General features: G+C 70.1%; 18 protein-coding genes. 17 read left to right on the top strand and 1 reads right to left on the bottom strand.

Translation table 11 applies throughout. From position 1 onward, the window contains the following. The 15 genes from AC1DVI_RS25670 to modC all read left to right on the top strand — a co-directional run bounded on the left by AC1DVI_RS25670 (window position 1) and on the right by modC (window position 16,199). A complete protein-coding gene (locus AC1DVI_RS25670; protein ID WP_476960385.1) occupies window positions 1-507 on the top strand; it encodes an SPOR domain-containing protein in 507 nt (168 codons plus the stop codon). A 217-nt stretch (window positions 508-724) separates the two neighbouring features. Then, window positions 725-1,489 carry an SPOR domain-containing protein gene (locus AC1DVI_RS25665; protein ID WP_476960384.1) on the top strand — a complete coding sequence of 255 codons (765 nt, stop codon included), beginning with the start codon at window positions 725-727 and terminating at the stop codon, window positions 1,487-1,489. Window positions 1,490-1,530: 41 nt separating this feature from the next. Further along, window positions 1,531-1,956, top strand: coding sequence for a hypothetical protein (locus AC1DVI_RS25660; RefSeq protein ID WP_476960383.1), 426 nt, complete (start codon window positions 1,531-1,533; stop codon window positions 1,954-1,956). A 27-nt stretch (window positions 1,957-1,983) separates the two neighbouring features. Continuing rightward, complete coding sequence (gene tssK, locus AC1DVI_RS25655) at window positions 1,984-3,327, top strand: type VI secretion system baseplate subunit TssK (protein ID WP_476960382.1); 1,344 nt, start codon at window positions 1,984-1,986, stop codon at window positions 3,325-3,327. 17 nt (window positions 3,328-3,344) lie between these two features. After that, window positions 3,345-4,220, top strand: a complete 876-nt coding sequence (locus tag AC1DVI_RS25650; protein WP_476960381.1) for a DotU family type IV/VI secretion system protein — start codon at window positions 3,345-3,347, stop codon at window positions 4,218-4,220. Between the two features lie 15 nt (window positions 4,221-4,235). Beyond that, window positions 4,236-8,384, top strand: coding sequence for a type VI secretion protein IcmF/TssM N-terminal domain-containing protein (locus tag AC1DVI_RS25645; RefSeq protein WP_476960380.1), 4,149 nt, complete (start codon window positions 4,236-4,238; stop codon window positions 8,382-8,384). A gap of 8 nt (window positions 8,385-8,392) precedes the next feature. Beyond that, on the top strand, window positions 8,393-9,490 hold the full coding sequence (tssA, locus tag AC1DVI_RS25640; RefSeq protein WP_476960379.1) for a type VI secretion system protein TssA: 1,098 nt from the start codon (window positions 8,393-8,395) through the stop codon (window positions 9,488-9,490). A gap of 3 nt (window positions 9,491-9,493) precedes the next feature. After that, window positions 9,494-10,051, top strand: a complete 558-nt coding sequence (locus AC1DVI_RS25635) for an Hcp family type VI secretion system effector (protein ID WP_149168071.1) — start codon at window positions 9,494-9,496, stop codon at window positions 10,049-10,051. Continuing rightward, window positions 10,048-10,635, top strand: coding sequence for a TIGR00645 family protein (locus tag AC1DVI_RS25630; RefSeq protein ID WP_476960378.1), 588 nt, complete (start codon window positions 10,048-10,050; stop codon window positions 10,633-10,635). Before AC1DVI_RS25635 ends, AC1DVI_RS25630 begins: the two co-directional genes overlap by 4 nt. Window positions 10,636-10,661: 26 nt before the next feature. Further along, window positions 10,662-11,615: a ligand-gated ion channel gene (locus AC1DVI_RS25625; protein WP_476960377.1), complete on the top strand. Its 954-nt coding sequence runs from the start codon at window positions 10,662-10,664 to the stop codon at window positions 11,613-11,615. Window positions 11,616-11,696: 81 nt separating this feature from the next. Next, window positions 11,697-12,428 carry an SIMPL domain-containing protein gene (locus AC1DVI_RS25620; protein ID WP_476960376.1) on the top strand — a complete coding sequence of 244 codons (732 nt, stop codon included), beginning with the start codon at window positions 11,697-11,699 and terminating at the stop codon, window positions 12,426-12,428. Between the two features lie 416 nt (window positions 12,429-12,844). Then, a complete protein-coding gene (locus AC1DVI_RS25615; protein WP_476960375.1) occupies window positions 12,845-13,636 on the top strand; it encodes a TOBE domain-containing protein in 792 nt (263 codons plus the stop codon). A 25-nt stretch (window positions 13,637-13,661) separates the two neighbouring features. Further along, on the top strand, window positions 13,662-14,408 hold the full coding sequence (gene modA, locus AC1DVI_RS25610; RefSeq protein WP_476960374.1) for a molybdate ABC transporter substrate-binding protein: 747 nt from the start codon (window positions 13,662-13,664) through the stop codon (window positions 14,406-14,408). A 34-nt stretch (window positions 14,409-14,442) separates the two neighbouring features. Continuing rightward, entirely contained in the window at window positions 14,443-15,111 is a 669-nt protein-coding gene (modB, locus tag AC1DVI_RS25605; protein ID WP_149168076.1) for a molybdate ABC transporter permease subunit, read from the top strand. Next, window positions 15,108-16,199, top strand: a complete 1,092-nt coding sequence (gene modC, locus AC1DVI_RS25600) for a molybdenum ABC transporter ATP-binding protein (protein ID WP_476960373.1) — start codon at window positions 15,108-15,110, stop codon at window positions 16,197-16,199. The genes modB and modC overlap by 4 nt, the downstream gene beginning before the upstream one ends. An 18-nt stretch (window positions 16,200-16,217) precedes the next feature. On the opposite strand, the gene AC1DVI_RS25595 is transcribed toward modC, so the two are convergent. Next, entirely contained in the window at window positions 16,218-17,117 is a 900-nt protein-coding gene (locus AC1DVI_RS25595) for a DMT family transporter (RefSeq protein ID WP_476960372.1), read from the bottom strand. Window positions 17,118-17,186: 69 nt separating this feature from the next. Between AC1DVI_RS25595 and AC1DVI_RS25590 the strand changes: the two genes are divergently transcribed. Continuing rightward, window positions 17,187-17,573: an acyl carrier protein gene (locus AC1DVI_RS25590; RefSeq protein WP_476960371.1), complete on the top strand. Its 387-nt coding sequence runs from the start codon at window positions 17,187-17,189 to the stop codon at window positions 17,571-17,573. Window positions 17,574-17,675: 102 nt separating this feature from the next. Beyond that, window positions 17,676-18,104 carry a DUF1489 family protein gene (locus AC1DVI_RS25585; protein WP_476960370.1) on the top strand — a complete coding sequence of 143 codons (429 nt, stop codon included), beginning with the start codon at window positions 17,676-17,678 and terminating at the stop codon, window positions 18,102-18,104. The last annotated feature ends 268 nt before the right edge of the window (window positions 18,105-18,372 follow it).

The raw sequence follows: 18,372 nt of genomic DNA, 5'->3' as shown, positions 1-18,372 counted from the left end.
ATGAAGAAACTCCTGGTCGGCGTGCTGGCGCTGCTCCTCCTCCTGGTGGCCTTCGCGGGCGGCTATTTCCTGGCCGGGGGCAGCGTCCCGGGTGCCACGGACGACCCCGCGCCCGCCGAAGCGAAGGCAGCGCCCGCCGCTGTACCGCAGGAGACGGCAAAGGCGGAGCCGGAGACGGCCGCGCCGGCCGCCGTCCCGGTCCGTCCGGTCGCATCCGTCAAGGCGGCGACCGCGCGCTTCTCCATCGAACTCGGCGTCTTCCGCTCCGCCGGAAACGCCCAGGACTTCGCGGCGGCGCTGGCCGGGCGGGGCCTTCCGGTGGAGATCGTCGAGACCATGGACGCCGCCGGGGGGCAGTGGCACCGCGTGCGCGCCGGCGCCTTCGCCGACCGCTGGCAGGCCGAGGCGCGCCGCCCGTCCTTCGAGCGGACCGCCGGGATCGGCGGGGTGGTGGTCGAGGAGCCGCTTCCCGCCGCCCAGCCCGCGAAGGCCGGCGGCGGCGAATGATCCAGTTCGGACCAAGGGGGTAACCCGCCGGATTTGCGGGCTTCTCCGCATGTCGGGGTGGGCTTCCAGTCCATCGCCGCGAGGCCCCCGCGGGACTACGCCAGAACGAACCAGACAGCGCGCGGATTTGGGCCGTCGGGATGCTTCTATCAGGCTGGGCCGCCGCCCTGCGCGGTGGGCGGCCCGACCGATGATTTCTTCCCCAGGAATTCCCGCGATGACCACGATCACGCTCGGACGATGGCAGGTGGCGGCTCTGGCCGCCGGCGTCGCCGTGCTGACCGTCGTGGCCCTGCTGCTGGGCGCGGTGATGGCGGCGCTGATCCTGACCGGCGGCGGTGACACGTCGGTGGCGTCGGTCTCCGCTCCCGCCACCGCCACCGCGGCGCCCGCCGCCGGCGGCGGTGGACTGGGGGCGATGGCGCGGAGCAACATCGCCGACAGCTTCGAGGCCCGCCAGGGCGTGATCGAGACGGCGGACATCTTCAGCGACGAGGCGCGCGGACGGGCGATCTCGGCCACCGAACCGATGACCCGCGGCGCCGCGGACGCGGCCCGCCGCTTCCTGCCCGGCTGGATGGCCGGCACCGCCGCCCACGTCATCGAGAAGACCGGCTACCGCGTCACCGAATTCGCCGGCAACAGCGTGGAGGGCGTCGTCGAGGACACGCTGAACGACCGGCTGGACGCGATGAAGGAGGATGGTGGAGGAAGCAGTCCGGCGCCGGTCCGCCACTACGCCATCGAACTCGGGCGCTTCGCCACCCCGTCCAACGCGGAGTCCTTCGCCGCCGCCGCCGCCCAGCGCGGCGTGCGCGGCACGGTCGATTTCGCGCCGCTGCCGGGCGGCAACGCCCCCTACGCCGTGCGCACCGGACGCTACGCCGCCGCCGACGAGGCCGCCCGCGCTCTCGACGCGCTGACGCGGGCCAACGGCGTGTCCGGAACCGTCGTCACCCTTGCCGAAGCGGGAGAGCGCTGAACGCCATGAGTCCGGTGAACGGAAAACGATTGGGCCCGCGATTGGGAACGGCCGGCGCGCTGGCGCTGGCGCTGCTCGCCGCCGGCTGCGCGGACAAGCCGCGCGCCGCGTTGGACAGCGTGTCCTTCACGGTCGCCCCCGCCGCCAACGACACCACGCCGGTCGCCATCGACCTCGTGTCCGTCCGCGACAAGGCGCTGGTGGACAAGCTGGGCGCGCTGACCGCCGCGGAATGGTTCGGCCAGCGCGAGCAGTCCATGCGCGATCATCCGACCACGCTCGGCGTGACGAGCTGGGAGCTGGTTCCCGGCCAGACGCTGAAGACGGACCTGCCGCCGGGCGAGCCGGCCTGGGCGATCCTGATCTTCGCCAACTATTCCACGCCGGGACCGCACCGCCTGCGCGTGCCGGACACACGAACGCTGACCCTCACCGCCGGGGACAAGGATGTCGAACTGGTTCCGTGATGTTCTTTCCTTTTCCGTGAGGGCCGCATGACCGAGGCGCGCGACATTCCCGACGCCATCGACTGGCATGACGGGATGCTGCTGGCCCCGCAGCATTTCCAGCAGCAGGCGCTGCGGCACGAACGGCAGCTGACCTACCATGTCCGGCAGGCGCGGCCCTTCCATTGGGGCGTCGTCCATCTCCAGGTCGACCGGGTGCAGCTCGTCTCCGGGCTGCTCCAGGTGCGGGAGCTGGAGGCGATCCTGCCCGACGGTCTCGTCGTGGACTACCGCGCCGGGACCGACGAGCCGCTGGAGGTGGACATCTCCGCCTACGCGGACCCGGTGGGGCAGACGCAGATCACCATCCACCTGATCGTTCCCGCCGCCCGCGGCGACCGCGCGCCGGGGCCGGGGGAGACGCCGCGCTACGTCTCGGTCGAGGGCGCGCCCGTCGCCGACCAGCATGGCGGGGAGGAGCTGTCCATCGCCCGGCTGCGCCCGCGGCTGGCGCTGTTCGCCACCACCGGCCCGACGCAGAAGCCGCCGCAGAAGTTCGTTTCCATGCCGATCGCGCAGGCGACCTTCCGCAACGACGCCTTCGTGTTGACCGACTTCGTGCCGCCGGCGCTGACCGTCGCCGCCAACGCGCCGCTCGGCCGGCTGGGGGCGGAGGTGGTGCGGCGCGTGCGCGAGAAGGCGCTGTTCCTGGCCGAGCGCTCCGGCGTCGGCAACGGCAACCCGGCGACCGAGCTGGCCGAGGCCGCGCGGACGGAGATCCGCAGCCTCGTCACCGGCCTGCCGCCGCTGGAGGCGCAGCTCGGCGTCGGCGTCTGCCACCCGTTCGACGTCTACATGTCGCTGTGCACGCTGGCCGGGCATCTGTCGGCCTTCGCCAGCGGCGCCGTGCCGGCCAAGCTGTCGCGCTACGACCACGACGACCCGATGGCGAGCTTCGGCGAGGTGCGCGACTTCATCCTGCGCATGATCGACCGGGTGAAGGAGGGCGTCGCCCGCATCCCCTTCACCTTCGAGGACGGCATGTTCGGGTTGCCGATGGACGAGACCTGGCTGAAGGGCCGGCTGGTCGTCGGCGTGCGCGGCCCGGCCGCGGCTCCGGTCAGCGAGGTCGCCGCCTGGATGGAGAACTGCATCGTCGCCTCCCGCTCCCGGCTGGAGACGCTGTCCGGCCTGCGCGTGAAGGGGGCCGAGCGCGTCGCGCTGGACGACAGCGGCGAGGGTGGGGTGGCCGCCCCGCGCGGCGTGGTGCCGTTCGAGATCAAGGTCGATCCCCGCTACATCGTCCCCGGCGAGCGGCTGGAGATCTGGAATCCGGACTCGCTGGGCAGCCGCTTCCGCCCCGTCGAGATCACCCTCTTCGTCAGCGCCTGAGCCGGGGAATGACCGCCATGCTGCACCGTCGGGATCTGGTCGATCACTTCCTCGCCTTCGCGCGGGAACTCCAGAAACACCGCGCCGCCGTCGGCGCTGCCGGGCGCCCTGGCGCTGCGGCGAAGCCCGAGGGCGCCGCGGGGGAGACGGCGGACAGCCTGCCGGCCTTCCTGACCGAGGACGCCCTGGCGGTCCCGGCGCCACGCGGCGCCGCCGCGGCGGTGCCGGCCCTGGCGCTGGAGCCCGACGCCGAGATCATCATCCGCCGCCTTCAGGAGTTTCTGGAGGCCCAGGCGGTCCAGGTCGGGCGCACCGGCACCGACCTGATGATCAGCCAGCACCGCGAGGCGCAATACGCCATGGCGGCGCTGGCCGACGACCTGTTCATCCACGATGTGGAATGGAATGGGCGGGAGCTGTGGCGCAGCGTGCTGCTGGAGCAGGCGGTGTTCCGCACCCGGCTGGCCGGCGAGCGGGTGTTCGACCGGATGGAGGCGCTGCTCGCCAGCAACGACCGGCGGCTGGTCCAGCTGGCGGCGGTCTATCTCTGCGTCCTCGGCATGGGCTTCAAGGGGCGCTGCCGGGTGCCTGGCGGCGAGTCCACCCTGCGCGACTACAGCGCCCGCCTGTTCGAGTTCATCGCCGGCCGCGAGTCCGAGCTGGGCGCCGGGGTGCTGCCCGGCGGGCGGACGCTGATCCCCGCCGCCTACGCCTACACGCTGACCGACGGCAAGGCGCGCACGCTGGCGCGCGGGCCACGCTGGCCGCTGGTCCTGGGGGCCATCGCCGGGCTGTGGCTGGTGCTGGGTCAGGCGCTCTGGTGGATGTCCACCGCACAGCTTTCCAACGCGGCGGACGCGGTGCTTCAGGCATCGGTCCGCGTGACCCGCTGACGGGAGAGGACGGTCATGGAACTCCTGGCAGCGGTCCTGTCCGGCATCGCCGGCAACCAGATCTGGGTCTTCGCGGGGCTTCTTGTCCTCGTGCTGGTGATCATCGCGGTGATGGCGGCGATCCTGCTGCGCGCCCGCGGCGCGGCGCCGCCCGCCCCGGCGGAGCCCGCCGCCCTGCCGCCGCCCGACGCGACGGCGCAGGAGGGTGGGGCGGTCCCGACGCTGGCCGGCATGGCGCCCGCCACAGGGATCGACGTCACCATCCGCGACATCCGGCGCCTGTTCCGCGACGGCTTGGCGGCCTATCGCGAGACGCTGTCGCGCAACGTCTATCTGGTGCCCTGGTATCTGCGCACCGGGGTCGCCGCGTCCGACGACGCCGGCCTGCTGTCCTGCGCGGAGGAGGTGCGCCCCCCGGTGACCGCCGAGCGGCACGCCGGCTTCTCCTGGCGCTTCTACGACCGGGCGGTGGTCATCGATGTCGATGATCCCCGCGCCGCCTGGGCGGGCGTGCTCGACCTGCTGGGCCGCCGCCGTCCGATGCTGCCCGCCGACGGGCTGATCCTGACCGTTCCGCTGGCCGAGCTGGACGACGTGCGCCGTGCCACCGCGCGGGGAACGGAGCTGTACGCCCGGCTGTGGGAGATCCAGCGCACGTTGGGCTTCGCCCTGCCGGTCTATGTGGTGGTGACGGGCTGCGAGGAGGCCCCCGGCTTCGCGACGCTGGCCGAGGCTCTGCCACCGTCCCTGACCGGCGGGATGCTCGGCTGGTCGAGCCCCTACGCGCTGGAGACCGCCTTCTCCCCCGACTTCGTGAGCGAGGCGCTGCAGTCGCTGGCGGACGGCCTGCTGGCGGTTGAGCTGGAGGTGTTCGGCGCCACGGCCACGCCGGACGGCGCCCCGTTGTTCGCCCTGACGGAGCGGCTGACCGGGACGGAGGCGGCGCTGCGCGCCCTGCTCGGCACCGCCTTCAAGCGCACCGCCTATCAGGAGACTCTCTACGTCCGCGGCATCTACTTCACGGGCCGTCCCGATCCGGACGCGGCGGCGCTGTTCGGGCGCGACCTGCTGAACCGCAAGATCTTCCCCGAAGCCGGCCTGCCCAAGCCGACCCGCGCGCTGGCCGCGTCCCGCGCGTGGCGCCGCTACTCCTGGCCGGTGGGGACGGGGGCCGCCGCGCTGGCCGCGGTGCTGCTGCTGTGGATGGGGGTGCAGCGCGCCTCCACCCTGTCGGACCGGCTGGTTCCGGTGCTGGCCGACATTCCGGGCGGGCTCCAGCAACTCGCCGACCAGCGCCCGGCGGTCGAGGCCGGAGCGCCGATGACCGCCGCCTACGGCGATCCCGCCGCCCGCTTCGTGCAGGGCGTGACGATGCTGCCCACCGATTGGACCTTCAACCCGCTGCCGGCCTCCTGGATCAGCGGCGTCCCGGATTCGGTGTCGGGGGCGCTGGCCGTCGGCTACCGCCGGCTGGCCCTGTCCACCGTGCGCGACGTGGCCGAGGACCGGCTGCGCCGCCTGACCCGCGACGGCGGGGTGGGAGCGGCGGGGGCGGGCGCCTTCGAGCGGCTGCGCGCCTTCGCGGGCGAGATCGGCATCGCCGAGGGGCTGGCCCGCGCCTACAACAACGTCGACGCCCGCGACCCGGCCCTGCCGTTGGACGAGGTGCTGGACTTCGCGCTGGGCTCCGGCGTGGCGCGCGGCTTCTCCGCGCGGCTGCACGGCTGGGAGATCGACCAGCCGCCGGGCGGCACCGCAATCCCGGCGCCGGGGCCGGGGGCGCAGCGTCCCATCGACCTGACCGCCCATCGGGCGGAGGTCGGCCGCCGCTTCCGGCAATACGCCGACGCCTATCTGCGCGACCTCGCGATGGGCGGCCTCGCCGCCGCGCGGCTGTCGGTCGCCGCCGGCGAACTGGAGCTGCTGGCCGGTGGGGCGCGCTCCGCCGCCGACGCGGCGGCGGCCTACGCCGAGGTTCTGTCGAGCCTGGAGGACGCCGCGCGCGGTTTGGGGGCGGAGCGCGGCGCCTGGATCGGCGCCAACGGCCCCGTCCTGCCGCCGGAGTTCGAGGCGCTGCTCGGCCGTCTGGAGAAGTCCGACCTGCTCGGACCCAACCTGCGCGCCGACATCCTGGATCTGGCGCAACGCCGCTACGACGAGGCGGGAGTCGGCGCCCGCAGCCTGGACTCGGTGATCGGCCGCTTGCTGGAACAGGCCCCCAACGGAGGCGCCCGGCTGGCTCCGGCGGCGGAGCAGCTCCGTCGCACCCTGGCGGTGTGGATGGCCCGCCGCTTCATGAAGACGGACGAGTCCGGCGCGCTGGCGATGCCCGCCGTGGGCGCCGGATGGGACCGCGCCGCGCTGGACAGCATCTCGCCGCTGGTCGAGGACTATCTGCTGTTCGACGCCAAGGACCTGCCGCAGGCGCCGGCCATGCTCCGCACCTCCATGCGGGCGGCGGCGCAGCACCAGCTCCGCCAGAGGGTGGAGCGCATCCTCGCCCGCGCCCTGGCGGGAAGCCCGGCGGGCGGCGGTGTGGACCGGGCCGGCGGGCTGGCGCAGCTCCGCGCCTCGGCCCATGCCCTGCGCACCGCCTTCCCGGTGCTGGCCGAGACGATGCAGTCCTTCCGCCAGATCGGGCTGACCACCTCCGCCGACACCATCCGCGACACGGTGGCCCGGCAGGCCAATGCCGTGCTTGCCCAGGCCGACCGGCTGCTGGAGGGCGACCAGCTCTACCGGCCCGACGCGCATGCGCTGGACGTTTGGGTGGACGGGCCGCTGGTGCCGCACCTTCTGTTCGGGCAGACCACGCCGGCCGGGCTGGCGCTCTATCTCGGCAACGCCCGGCAGGAGGTGACGGTGCTCGCCCGCGACATCGCCGCCCCGGTGGTCGAGATCCTGGAGCGCCCGGTGATGGGCGCCGGGACCGGATCGGGCGCCGCCTCCAAGTGGGCGCGCATCATCACCGAGCTGGACAAGTACGACGGCGGGCGCCCCAACAGCTCCCTGGCGCAGCTCGAAAAGTTCGTGACGGTGGAGAGCGCCGCGGTGGACGCCGCCGGTTGCCAGAATCTCGGCGCCATCGACGGGGTGCCGGACGACTTCTTCCGCAGCCGTCTGGCCGAGCTGAAGCAGTGGATCGCCACGCGCTGCGTGCTGGCCGCCGACGCCCGCGTCTACGACGCCTATGTCGACATGGCCGCGTCCTTCAACGAGATGCTGGCGGGCCGCTTCCCCTTCGCCACCGCCGCGGTGGCGGGCGAGGAGGCCGATCCGGCGGCGGTGCGCGCCTTCTACGAGCGGTTCGACGCGCGCTCGGCCTTCGTGTTGGAGGGGCTGCGCCGAGGCGAGCGCTTCGGCACCGCCGGACGCGAGGCGCTGCGCTTCGTGGAGACGATGGAGCGGGCGCGTCCGCTGCTGATCGCCGCGGTGACCCCGGACCAGAGCGGCGGTCTGGCGCTCGACCCCGCCTTCCGCGTCAACCGTGGGCGCGAGGCCGGGGGCAGCGACATCATCGAATGGAAGCTCGCCACGCCGAACGGTGCCCTGTCCAGCATGCTGCCACGGGCGCCGCTGCGCTGGTATCCGGGCGACAAGCTGAGCGTGACGCTGCGCTGGGCCAAGGATGGCACCGTGCTGCCGGTGTCCGGCGTCGGCGCGGGGGTGACGGTGGACGGACCCTCGCTGCGCTTCGACTATGACGGTCCATGGGCGCTGTTCGCCCTGGCCGGCCGACAGGCCGCGCCGCAGCGCGACCGCCGCCCCGGCCCGGACACCGAGCCGCTGCTGCTGTTCGAGGCCACGGCAAGCGGCCCGGTCAAGGAGGCCGCCGCGGCGGCCCCGATGCCGATCGCTCCGGCCGTGCAGGCGGCGCAGCCCCCGGCGGTGAAGCCCAACGTGCGGGTCTTCATGACGCTGGTGGTCAAGCGCACCGTCCTGTCCGACGGCAAGCCGCCGCGCGAGGAGAAGGTGGCCGTGCCGGCGCTGCCCGCGCAGGCGCCGCCGCTGGCCCCGGTCGGCACCATGCGGCGGATGCCGGGGCTGGCCGGCTGGCCGGCACCGTCGGGCGCGGTGGCCCCGGCGGACCGCGCCTTCTTCGACCTGGGAACCCCGCCGTCCCAGCCCCCGATGCTCCGCCCCGCGGCCCAACGCTTCCCGTGAGCAGCACCATGACCACCACGTCCCACCCGCTGATCGACATCGGCGCCCTGCTCCAGCCCATCCCCGGCGACGATCCGGCGGGCGACGACCTGCGCCACGGCCCGGAATTCGACGCGCTGACCGAGGCGCGCCGGATGGACGACGATCTGGACCAGGGCATCTGGCAGACCACCGTCAAGAAGGCCGACTGGAAGGGCGTCGTCCAGCAGTCCTCGGACCTGTTGACGACTCGCACGAAGGATCTCCAGGTCGCGGCGTGGCTGGTCCAGGCGCTGGGCCGCCTGCATGGTCCGGCGGGGTTGGCGCCGGGCCTTCTGCTGGTCCATGGGCTGGTCGAGGATTTCTGGGACGGCCTCTACCCGCGCCTGGACGACGGCGACCCGGAGCCGCGGCTGGCGCCGCTGGTCTGGCTGGACAGCCAGTTGTCGCGCGACCTGATGGCGACCACCATCACCCAGCCGGGGGCGAACGCCGACGAGACGCACCGTTTCCAGGACTGGCAGAACGCCCAGCGCCTGCGCAAGCTCGCCACCCGCGACCCGCGCGCCTTCCACGCGGCGGTCGACGACGGCGAGGTCACGGTCGAGCAGATCCTCGCCGCGCAGGACCGCACGCCGCCGGACTTCTACCAGACCCAGCACGGTCATCTGCGCGACACGGTAACCGCGGTGCGCACCCTGGCGGCGGAGCTGGACGCCGTGGCCGGCCGCGCCGCGCCCGGCTTCACCCAGCTTCTGAAGACCCTGGAGAGCCTGATCCAGTTCCACCGCGACGCGCTCGCCAAGCGCGGCATCGATCCGGACGGCGCCGCCGCCGCGGAAGAGGCGGAAGGCGAGGAAGGGGGGGCCATCGACGCGTCCGCCGAAATCATTCCCGCCGCCTTCGCCCGCCCCGGTGGGCCGCGGACCCGGCAGGAAGCCTACGCGATGCTGCACCAGATCGCCGATTTCCTGGCGCGGGAGGAGCCGCACAGCCCGACCTCCTACCTCGTCCGCCGCGCCGCCGCTTGGGGGAACCTGTCCCTGCCGGAGCTTTACGCCGAACTGCTGGGCGACCGCGGCGAGGTCGGGCGGATCTTCGGCCTTCTGCGGCTTGAGGAGCGCTGAGCCATGCCCCGCATCCTGCTCGACTACCCCGGCATCAAGGGCGAATCGCTGATCCGCAACTACAAGAATCTGGCCGACTGCGTCAGCTTCGACCTGTCCTCGGGCAAGCGCGAGGTCGGCGGCTTCAACTACGACGACCCGATCGAGGACAACTCCTATCTCAGCGGCCGGAAGGCGCAGAAGCAGGACAAGCTCGGCGTCGACAGCCTGAAGCTGGAACGTCACTTCGACCTCGCCTCGCCCAAGCTGATGCAGGCGGCCTTCGATCCGCAGAAGAAGGACGTCACCGCGACGATCCACTTCTTCCGCACCTTCGCGCAGTTGCAAGGCGGCGAGTATTTCGGTGAAAGCGACATCTTCGCCGAGCCGTACCTGACCATCATCCTGAAGAACACGCAGATCACGGAGTATGTGCTGTCGGTCGACGACGACGACAGCAGCAACGGGACCGAGACCATCTCGCTGGCCTTCGACCAGTTGCAGATGACCTACCAGCACCAGATCGACGGCCGGAAAATCGGCCAAATCCGTGGCGACATCACATTGGCGAGCAAGTCATGACCCAGTCGAACCCGTCGGCCCTGACCGGCGACACCACCTTCCTGTCCCGCAACGGCGCGGGGCGCCGCGGCCCAGGGCGCCGGGCCGAGCATTTCCTGGAGCAGGTGATGTTCCAGAGCCGCTGGCTCCTGGCGCCGCTCTATGTCGGCTTGGTGGGCGCGCTGTTGATGATCGGCTGGCGCTTCGCGCTGGAAATGGTGCACGCACTGCCGCTTCTGATTCATGGCACGGAAAACGACATCATCCTGATCGTGCTCGGGCTGGTCGATCTGACGATGGTTGGCAACCTCGTGCTGATGGTGATTTTCAGCGGCTATGAGAACTTCGTCTCGAAGATCGACGTCGAGGGCCACGCCGACCGTCCGGAATGGATGGGCAAGCTGGATTTCAGCGCTCTGAAGGTCAAGCTGATCGCCAGCATCGTGGCGATCTCCTCCATTCAGATCCTCAAGACCTTCATGAACGTGTCGGAGGTCTCCGACCGCGACCTGATGTGGCTGGTCGCCATCCACGTCACCTTCATCGTCTCCGGCGTGCTGCTGGCGACCATGGACGTTCTGGTCAAGAAGAGCCACGCGCACTGACGTCCGGCACGAAAGGAGATGGCATCATGATTCGGTATGCGCTGGCGTTCCTCGCCATCCTTCTGACCGGCTTGCCCGGAGCGTCGAGGGCGGAAACGCCCCCTGGGCCGGCGAAGGTGGTGGTCGGCACCTACGTCAACCAGATCACCGGGGTGAACCTCCGCGACAATCAGGTCAATGTGGACTTCTACGTCTGGTTCCGCTGGGACGACGACTCCCTGAACCCGCTGGAGACGTTCGAACTGATGAACGGGCGGATCGAATCCCGCACGCCGACCCCGGTCCGCAAGCTGAAGGACACCAATTACGGGCAGGCGCGCGTCCAGGCGGTTCTGAACCAGCCCTGGGACGTGAGCCGCTTCCCCCTGGACACCCAGACCATTCGTCTGGTGATCGAGGACAGCGACCTGACGGCCGAGCACTTCGTCTATGTGCCGGACACCGACAACAGCACCCTCGATCCCGACGTCGACGTCTCGGGCTACACTCTGACCAGCAACGGCGCCACCATCTCGGCGCACCGCTACCGCACCAATTACGGCGACATCACCCTGCCGAAGAACCACGAGTCGGTCTATTCCCGCTACACCCACGCGATCACGTTGGAGCGGCCGGATTCGGTCTATTACATCAAGACCTTCTCGACCATCTTCATCTCCTCGGTGGTGGCCTTCCTGGCCTTCCTGGTGAAGCCGGTGGACCTCGACCCCCGTTTCGGCCTGGGCATCGGCGCGCTGTTCGCCGTGGTCGCCTGCTACTTCGTCATCGCCAGCGACCTGCCGCGCAGCAGCGGATTCACCCTGTCGGACCGGGTCAACCTCGCCTCCATGGGCATGATCTTCCTCAGCCTGATGCAGAGCGCGGTGTCGCTGATGATCTACGAGCGGAACGCGGCCAAGTCGATCCTGCTCGACCGGGTGTGCCTCGTCCTGTTTCCGGCCGCCTACGGATTGATGTGCGTCTGGCTGACGATGGTGTGACGCGGTGTCCGGGCGCCGGCCGGCCTGAGCTTCGCCACAATCCTCCTTCACGCTCCGTGCGGATCGACGAGGGAGAGTGGGATGATCGGAAACCGGACGGCGCTGGCCGCGGCGGGGTTTCTCGCCGTCGGGATCGCGGTGGCGGGCTGGTCGGCGGGGCGGGAGGTCGCCCAGGTCCGGCTGGCCGACCGTTTCGTCACCGTGAAGGGCTCCGCCGAACGCGAGGTCAAGGCGAACCTCGCCCTCTGGCCGGTGCGCTTCGTCGCCACCGGCGATGACCTGGCCGCCGTCCAGGCGAAGACGGCGGCCGACGAGAAGGCCGTGTTGGCCTTTCTGGAGCACTACGGGCTGGGCGCCGACGCCGTCGTCTCGCGGTCGCTCGATCTCGTGGACCTGCTCGCCCAGGCCTACCGCCAGGGACCGGCGGACCAGCGCTACATCCTCACCCGAACCCTGATGATCCGCAGCCCCGACGTGGAGCGGATCGACCGCGCCAGCCAGAATCTGGCGGAACTGCTCGACCAGGGCGTGACCCTGGGCGGGGAGCCGGGCATGGGCTCCGGCCCCAATTACCTGTTCACGCGGCTGAACGACGTGAAGACCGAGATGATCGCCGAGGCGACCGCCAAGGCGCGCGAGGCGGCGACCCAGTTCGCGACCGACAGCGGCGCGACGCTGGGCGGCATCCGCCGCGCCAACCAGGGCCTGTTCCAGATCCTCGCCCGCGACGAGGCCCCCGGCATCATGGAAAGCAGGCAGATCGACAAGGTCGTCCGCGTCGTGTCGACGCTCGACTGGGAATTGGTGGATTGATGGGCCGATAGCGCTCCGCCCGCATCATCCGCTATATAGTTATCCTATATATCAAGTTCCCGGCATCAGACCGCCCTCGGCCAGAGGGGGGCGGACGGCGTTGCGTGTCACCGCTCCATGAGGCGTTCTGACGTCGAAGCTGCTAATCTTGCGTCTGTAATCCATCGAGTCCGACACCGGAGAAGCAATAACGCTTCGATCAGCGCCAGAATAGGCCCGCAAATTAGGCACAATGAACAGATCACGTGCATTGTTTGCGCGGCGCGCCTCTTGGTTTGGCCCGATCCTCAAGTCGGCTTCGAGCGCCCTCTCATCGCTATCCCTCAAGAAATGACGGCATTGGCAGAAAGCGCTAGTTCACCTGCGCCGAGCATGGTTATATAGCCAACATATATAGCGAATCGGGGTGCCCGCTCATGTCCGTCCAACCGCAGGTGTCGTTCGCCGGGCCGCAAGCGTCGCCGATCGGCGCCGAGCGCATCCGGCTGCTGGAGGCGGTGGGGCGCGAGGGCAGCATTTCCGGCGCGGCACGGTCGGTGGGCGTCACCTACAAGGCGGCCTGGGACGCCATCGACGCCATGAACAACCTGTTCGGCCGCCCGCTGGTCGAGGCGCAGGCCGGCGGAAAGCGCGGCGGCGGAACCGCCTTGACGCCGGACGGCGTACGGCTGGTCGCCACCTTCCACCGTCTGCAGAGCGAGATGGTCCGCGCCTTCCAGGTGCTGGAACCGGAACTGAACGGCACCAGCCTGTCGGCGGCCAGTCTGATGTGGGGATTCTTCATGCGCACCAGTGCCCGCAATACCCTCCGTGGAACCGTCACCGCCATCACCGACGGGGCGGTGAACTCCGAAGTCACCCTGGCCGTCTCGGGCCAGACCTCGATCGTCGCGATCATCACCCGCGACAGCGTGCGCGACCTGGGCCTGTTCCCAGGGCGCGCGGCGACGGCGCTGATCAAGGCGCCCTTCGTGATCCTCGCCCCGGCGGACGAGGCGAAGCGCACCTCGATGCGCAACCGGGTGGAGGGCGTGGTGGCCCGCCGCGAGGACGGCGCCGTGAACAGCGAGATCACTCTGGACATCGGCGGCGGCAAGACGCTGACCGCCATCATCACGCTGCGCAGCGCCGACGACATCGGCCTGAAGCCCGGCGACCCGGCCTGCGCGCTGATCGACGCATCGCACATCATTCTTGCGGTGGATTGACGATAGGATCGGAAGGAGTTTTCGAATGAGGCATTTCCTGCTTGCCACCGTCGCTCTGCTGTCCGTCTCGGCACCGGCCCGGGCCGACGAATTCAACGTCGCGGTCGCCGCAAACTTCACCGCCCCGGCGAAGGAGATCGCCGCCGCCTTCGAGCGGAAGACCGGCCACAAGGCCGTCCTGAGCTTCGGCGCGACCGGCCAGTTCTACGCCCAGATCAAGCAGGACGCGCCCTTCGTCGTCTTCCTCGCCGCCGACGACGAGACCCCGAAGAAGGCGGTGGAGGAGGGCTTGGCCGTTCCGGATTCCCGCTTCACCTATGCCGTCGGCCGTCTGGTGCTGTGGACCAAGGCCAGCGACGCCCCGCTGGGCGAGGACACGCTGCGCAAGGGCGCTTTCGAGAAGCTGTCGGTCGCCAACCCGGCGACCGCGCCCTATGGCGCCGCCGCGGTGCAGGCCATGAAGAAGATGGGCGTCTTCGAGTCGATCCAACCAAAGATCGTCCAGGGCAACAGCATCGCCCAGGCCTTCCAGTTCGCCGAGACCGGGGCTGCCGAGCTGGCCTTCGTCGCCCTGTCCCAGGTGATCGCCAAGCCGGACGGCACCCGTTGGCCGGTTCCGGAGGCTCTGCATGATCCGATCTTCCAGGACGCTGTCCTGCTGAAGAAGGGCGCCGGCAACGAGGCCGCCACGGCGTTCCTCGCCTTCCTGAAGGGGCCGGAGGCCGCCGCGGCGATCTCCAAGTACGGCTACGGCACGAGGGCGCCGAACTGATCATGCCGGTCTCCCTGGTAAGGACAGCCCGCCGATGAGCTGGCAACCGATCATCCTGACCCTGGAGCTGGCGGCGCTGACGACGGTCATTCTGCTGATCGTTGGCACCCCCCTGGCCTGGTGGCTGGCGCGGTCCGGAGCCTGGTGGAAGGAGGCGGTCGCCACGGTGGTGGCGCTGCCTCTGGTGCTGCCGCCGACGGTTCTGGGCTTCTACCTGCTGATGCTGCTGGGACCGAACGGCCCCGGCGGGTGGCTGGCCTCCCTGTGGGGCGCCCGCTCCATGGCCTTCACCTTTGAAGGGCTGGTCATCGGGTCGGTGCTGTACTCGATGCCCTTCGTGGTGCAGCCGATCCGCAACGCCTTCGAGGCCTTCGGCGACCGCCCGCTGGAGGCGGCGGCGACGCTGCGCGCCTCGCCGCTCGACACCTTCTTCACCGTGGCGGTGCCGTTGGCCCGCCGCGGCTTCCTGACCGGCGCCGTGCTGGGCTTCGCCCACACCATGGGCGAGTTCGGCGTCGTCCTGATGATCGGCGGCAACATCCCCGGCCAGACCAAGGTCCTCTCGGTGGCCATCTACGACTATGTCGAGACGCTGCAATGGGACGAGGCCCATCTGCTGGCCGGCGGCATGCTGGTCTTCTCCTTCACGGTGATCCTGACGATGATGCTGCTGGAGAAGCGTATTGGGCGGGGCGGGCGATGAGCCTGTCGGTGCATTTCCACGGGACGCTCGGGCAGTTCGCTTTGGACGTGGCGTTCGAAGCGCCGGGCCGCGGCATCACCGCGCTGTTCGGCCCGTCCGGCTGCGGCAAGACCTCGGTGCTGCGTTGCGCGGCCGGGCTGCAGCGGCTGAACGGGCGCTTCGCCCTGGACGGCGAGGTCTGGCAGGAGGGGCGGACCTTCCGGCCGACGCACAAGCGGCCCATCGGCTACGTCTTCCAGGAGGCCAGCCTGTTCCCGCATCTGTCGGTGCGCACCAACCTGCTGTTCGGCCATCGCCGGACGGTGGGGCGGGGCGTGCCGGAGCACATCCGCCTGGGCGACGTGGTGGACCTGCTGGGGCTGGGGCATCTGCTCGACCGTTCGCCGGCGCATCTGTCCGGCGGTGAGCGCCAGCGGGTCGGCGTGGGCCGCGCGCTGCTCTCGCAACCGCGGCTGCTGCTGATGGACGAGCCCCTGGCGGCGCTCGACCGCTTCAGCAAGGAGGAGATCCTTCCCTATCTGGAGCGGCTGCACGGCGTGCTGTCCGTCCCCGTCCTCTATGTCAGCCACGACATCGCGGAGGTCGAACGGCTGGCCGACCATCTGGTGCTGCTGCGCCAGGGGCGCGTCGTCGCCGCCGGCCCGATGCAGGAGCTTCAGGCCGATCCGACCCTGCCCATCGCCCGCATGCCCGAAGCCGGGGTGACCCTGCCCGCGGTGGTGGCGGGGCGGGAGGACGCCTACGGCCTGACCCTGCTGCGGCTGGACGGCGGTCACCTGCTCGTTCCAGGAGACCTCGGGCCGCAGGGGACGGCGCGGCGTGCCCGCATCGCCGCATCCGACGTCAGCCTCGCCCGCAACCCGCCGGAAGGCAGCACCATCCTGAACGCTCTTCCCGCCCGCATCGTCGCGGCGGAGCGGCACGACGACGTCCAGATGATGGCCGTCGTCGCCTTGGGCGAGGAAGGCAGGGGCGCGCGCATGCTCGCCCGTGTCACCCGCAAGAGTTGGGACGCCCTCGGGCTGTCGCCGGGCCAGCCGGTCTATGCTCAGATCAAGGGTGTGGCTCTGGTTCAGGAATCGATGTGATTCGGACGGGCGCTGCGCCTATCCCGGCGTGAAGCGCTTGGGCAGGCGCAGCGCCCCCGTTCCCATCGCGATTCCGAACAGAACGCACAACAGCCCCGCCGCGTGGGCGAGCGTGAAGGCCTCGCCCAGGAACAGCACGGCGGCCAGCACGCCCGCTGCCGGAATCAGCCCGGTGAACAACCCGGCCCGGTTGGCCGGCACATGGGCGATTCCGCGCATCCACAGCACCACCGCCAACAAACCGCCGGTCAGGCCGGACGTCACGAACAGCAGCCAGACCCAGCCGGGCACCATGACCGGATCGAAGCCGTCCAGCGTCGCCAGCGCACCCGGCGCCATCATCGCGGCGGCCAGGACGTTTGCCAGACAGGTCAGCGCCAAAGGTGGAATCCGCCCGCCGAGCTGCCGGGCGAAGACCCCGTACAGCCCCTCCGACACCACCGCGCCCAGAACCAGCGCGTTGCCGACGACGGAATCGTCGGGTCCACCGCCGCCCCCGGGGCGTAAATTCAGCGCGACCATGCCAACGACCGCCAAGGCGATGGCCGCGGTGCTGCCGGCTCCGATCCGCTCGCGCAGGATCAGCGCCGCGCCCAGCGCCGTCATGGCCGGGATGGTGCTGGTGATGATTCCGGCGGCCACCGCGCTGGTCTCGCGCAGCCCATAGAGAAGGAACAGGTTGAACAGCACCATGCCGAACAGGGAGAGCAGGGCGAGGCTCGTCCAGTCCCGACCGTTGCGCGGCAGCGCCGCCGCTCCACCCCTGAGGGCAAAGGGCGCCAGCAGCGCCGCGACAAGCGCGAAGCGCATTTCCGCGGCCACAAGCGGCGGGATGTGGGATACGATGACCTTGGAGGCCGGAACGGACAGGCCGACCAGGGTCATCGACAGGGCGAGGTTGAGATAAGCGGCGCGCATGGGCCGCATTCTATGGGCGCCGGCGCCGTCTTACGGAAGCGGCATTTTCACGCAATGAATTTGCAAAGAATGCGTGCCATTCTTCGTGCCAAGGTCGCGGTACACAAGGGGCGGGGTATGTCGGAGCCGATCCTGGGGATCACCAATTGGATGCATCTGTTCCGCTGGATCGTGAAGCTGATCCGTGACGAATACGGTGTGGATGAAAAGGTCTTGACCCGCAACGCCGTGCTGGACGGCGGAATCGGCCTCACCGCCGAGCAGCTCGAACAGGTACTGGACCACATCGCTGAAACCTTCGAGCTGACCTTTCCCGAGAACACCCTGAACGAAACCGTGCGGTTGGAAGACCTCTGCACGCTGACGGCCTGGATGCGCGGCCTCTTCAAGAAGCCGGACTTCGTCACGCCGCCGTTTGAGGAGCGCTGCCGCTCCCTCAACAAAGTGCCGGCCTGACCCGCGCGCCGCGTATTCAACAGCGCATGACTGGAAACGCCGCCGTGGATTCCCATCTGCGGCAGCGAACCCGTTCCGCCAACCTCTCTCCCTGAGCCGTTCATGCCGTTGCATCTCATCAAGCTCGCCGTAGGGATCGACGACCTCGACCACTTGGCGGCGGTGCAGGCGCGCCGCGCGCAGGCCGTCGACGGCCGGTCGATGGTTCCCGTTTTTACGCGCCGTGTGCCGAAGCGGGGGGAGGAAATCCTCGCCGGTGGGTCAATCTACTGGGTGGTCCGCGGCGCCGTCGCCGCCCGCCAGCGGGTGATTTCCATCGACACCACCGTGGACGAGGAAGGGGAGAGCTGCTGCATTCTTGGAATGGACCCTCAGCTCGTCGCCACCGTGCCGACACCCCACCGCCCGTTCCAGGGATGGCGCTATTTCAATCCGGAAACGGCGCCCAGGGATCTGTCCGAAGCGGGCGGGCAAGGCGATGAACTGCCCGCCCATCTGGCCGCAGAACTGCGGTCTCTCGGCCTGCTGTAATCGGTTCGCCCGGCTGCGGCCCGCCAACCCATTGATTTTTCACAATCGGGCAGAATTTTCATCATCCTGTCAAAAAAGCGCTTGCGTGTTCGTGGAGGAGGCGCCTATAACCCCCTCCACCGACGCGGTGGCCGCCAACGAGGCGCCGACGGGTCGGGACACAAAGACATTCTGGCCCTGGCGGCCCGCTCCTCGAAGGGGCTGGGCGCGGGGTATTGCGGTTCTCCTGGAGCCGCGGGATCTTGGATATCGTTGATACCGTGTTGTG

This window comes from Azospirillum sp. P4_B5 (assembly GCF_056402275.1).
This window is presented reverse-complemented; position numbering and strand designations above follow the sequence as displayed.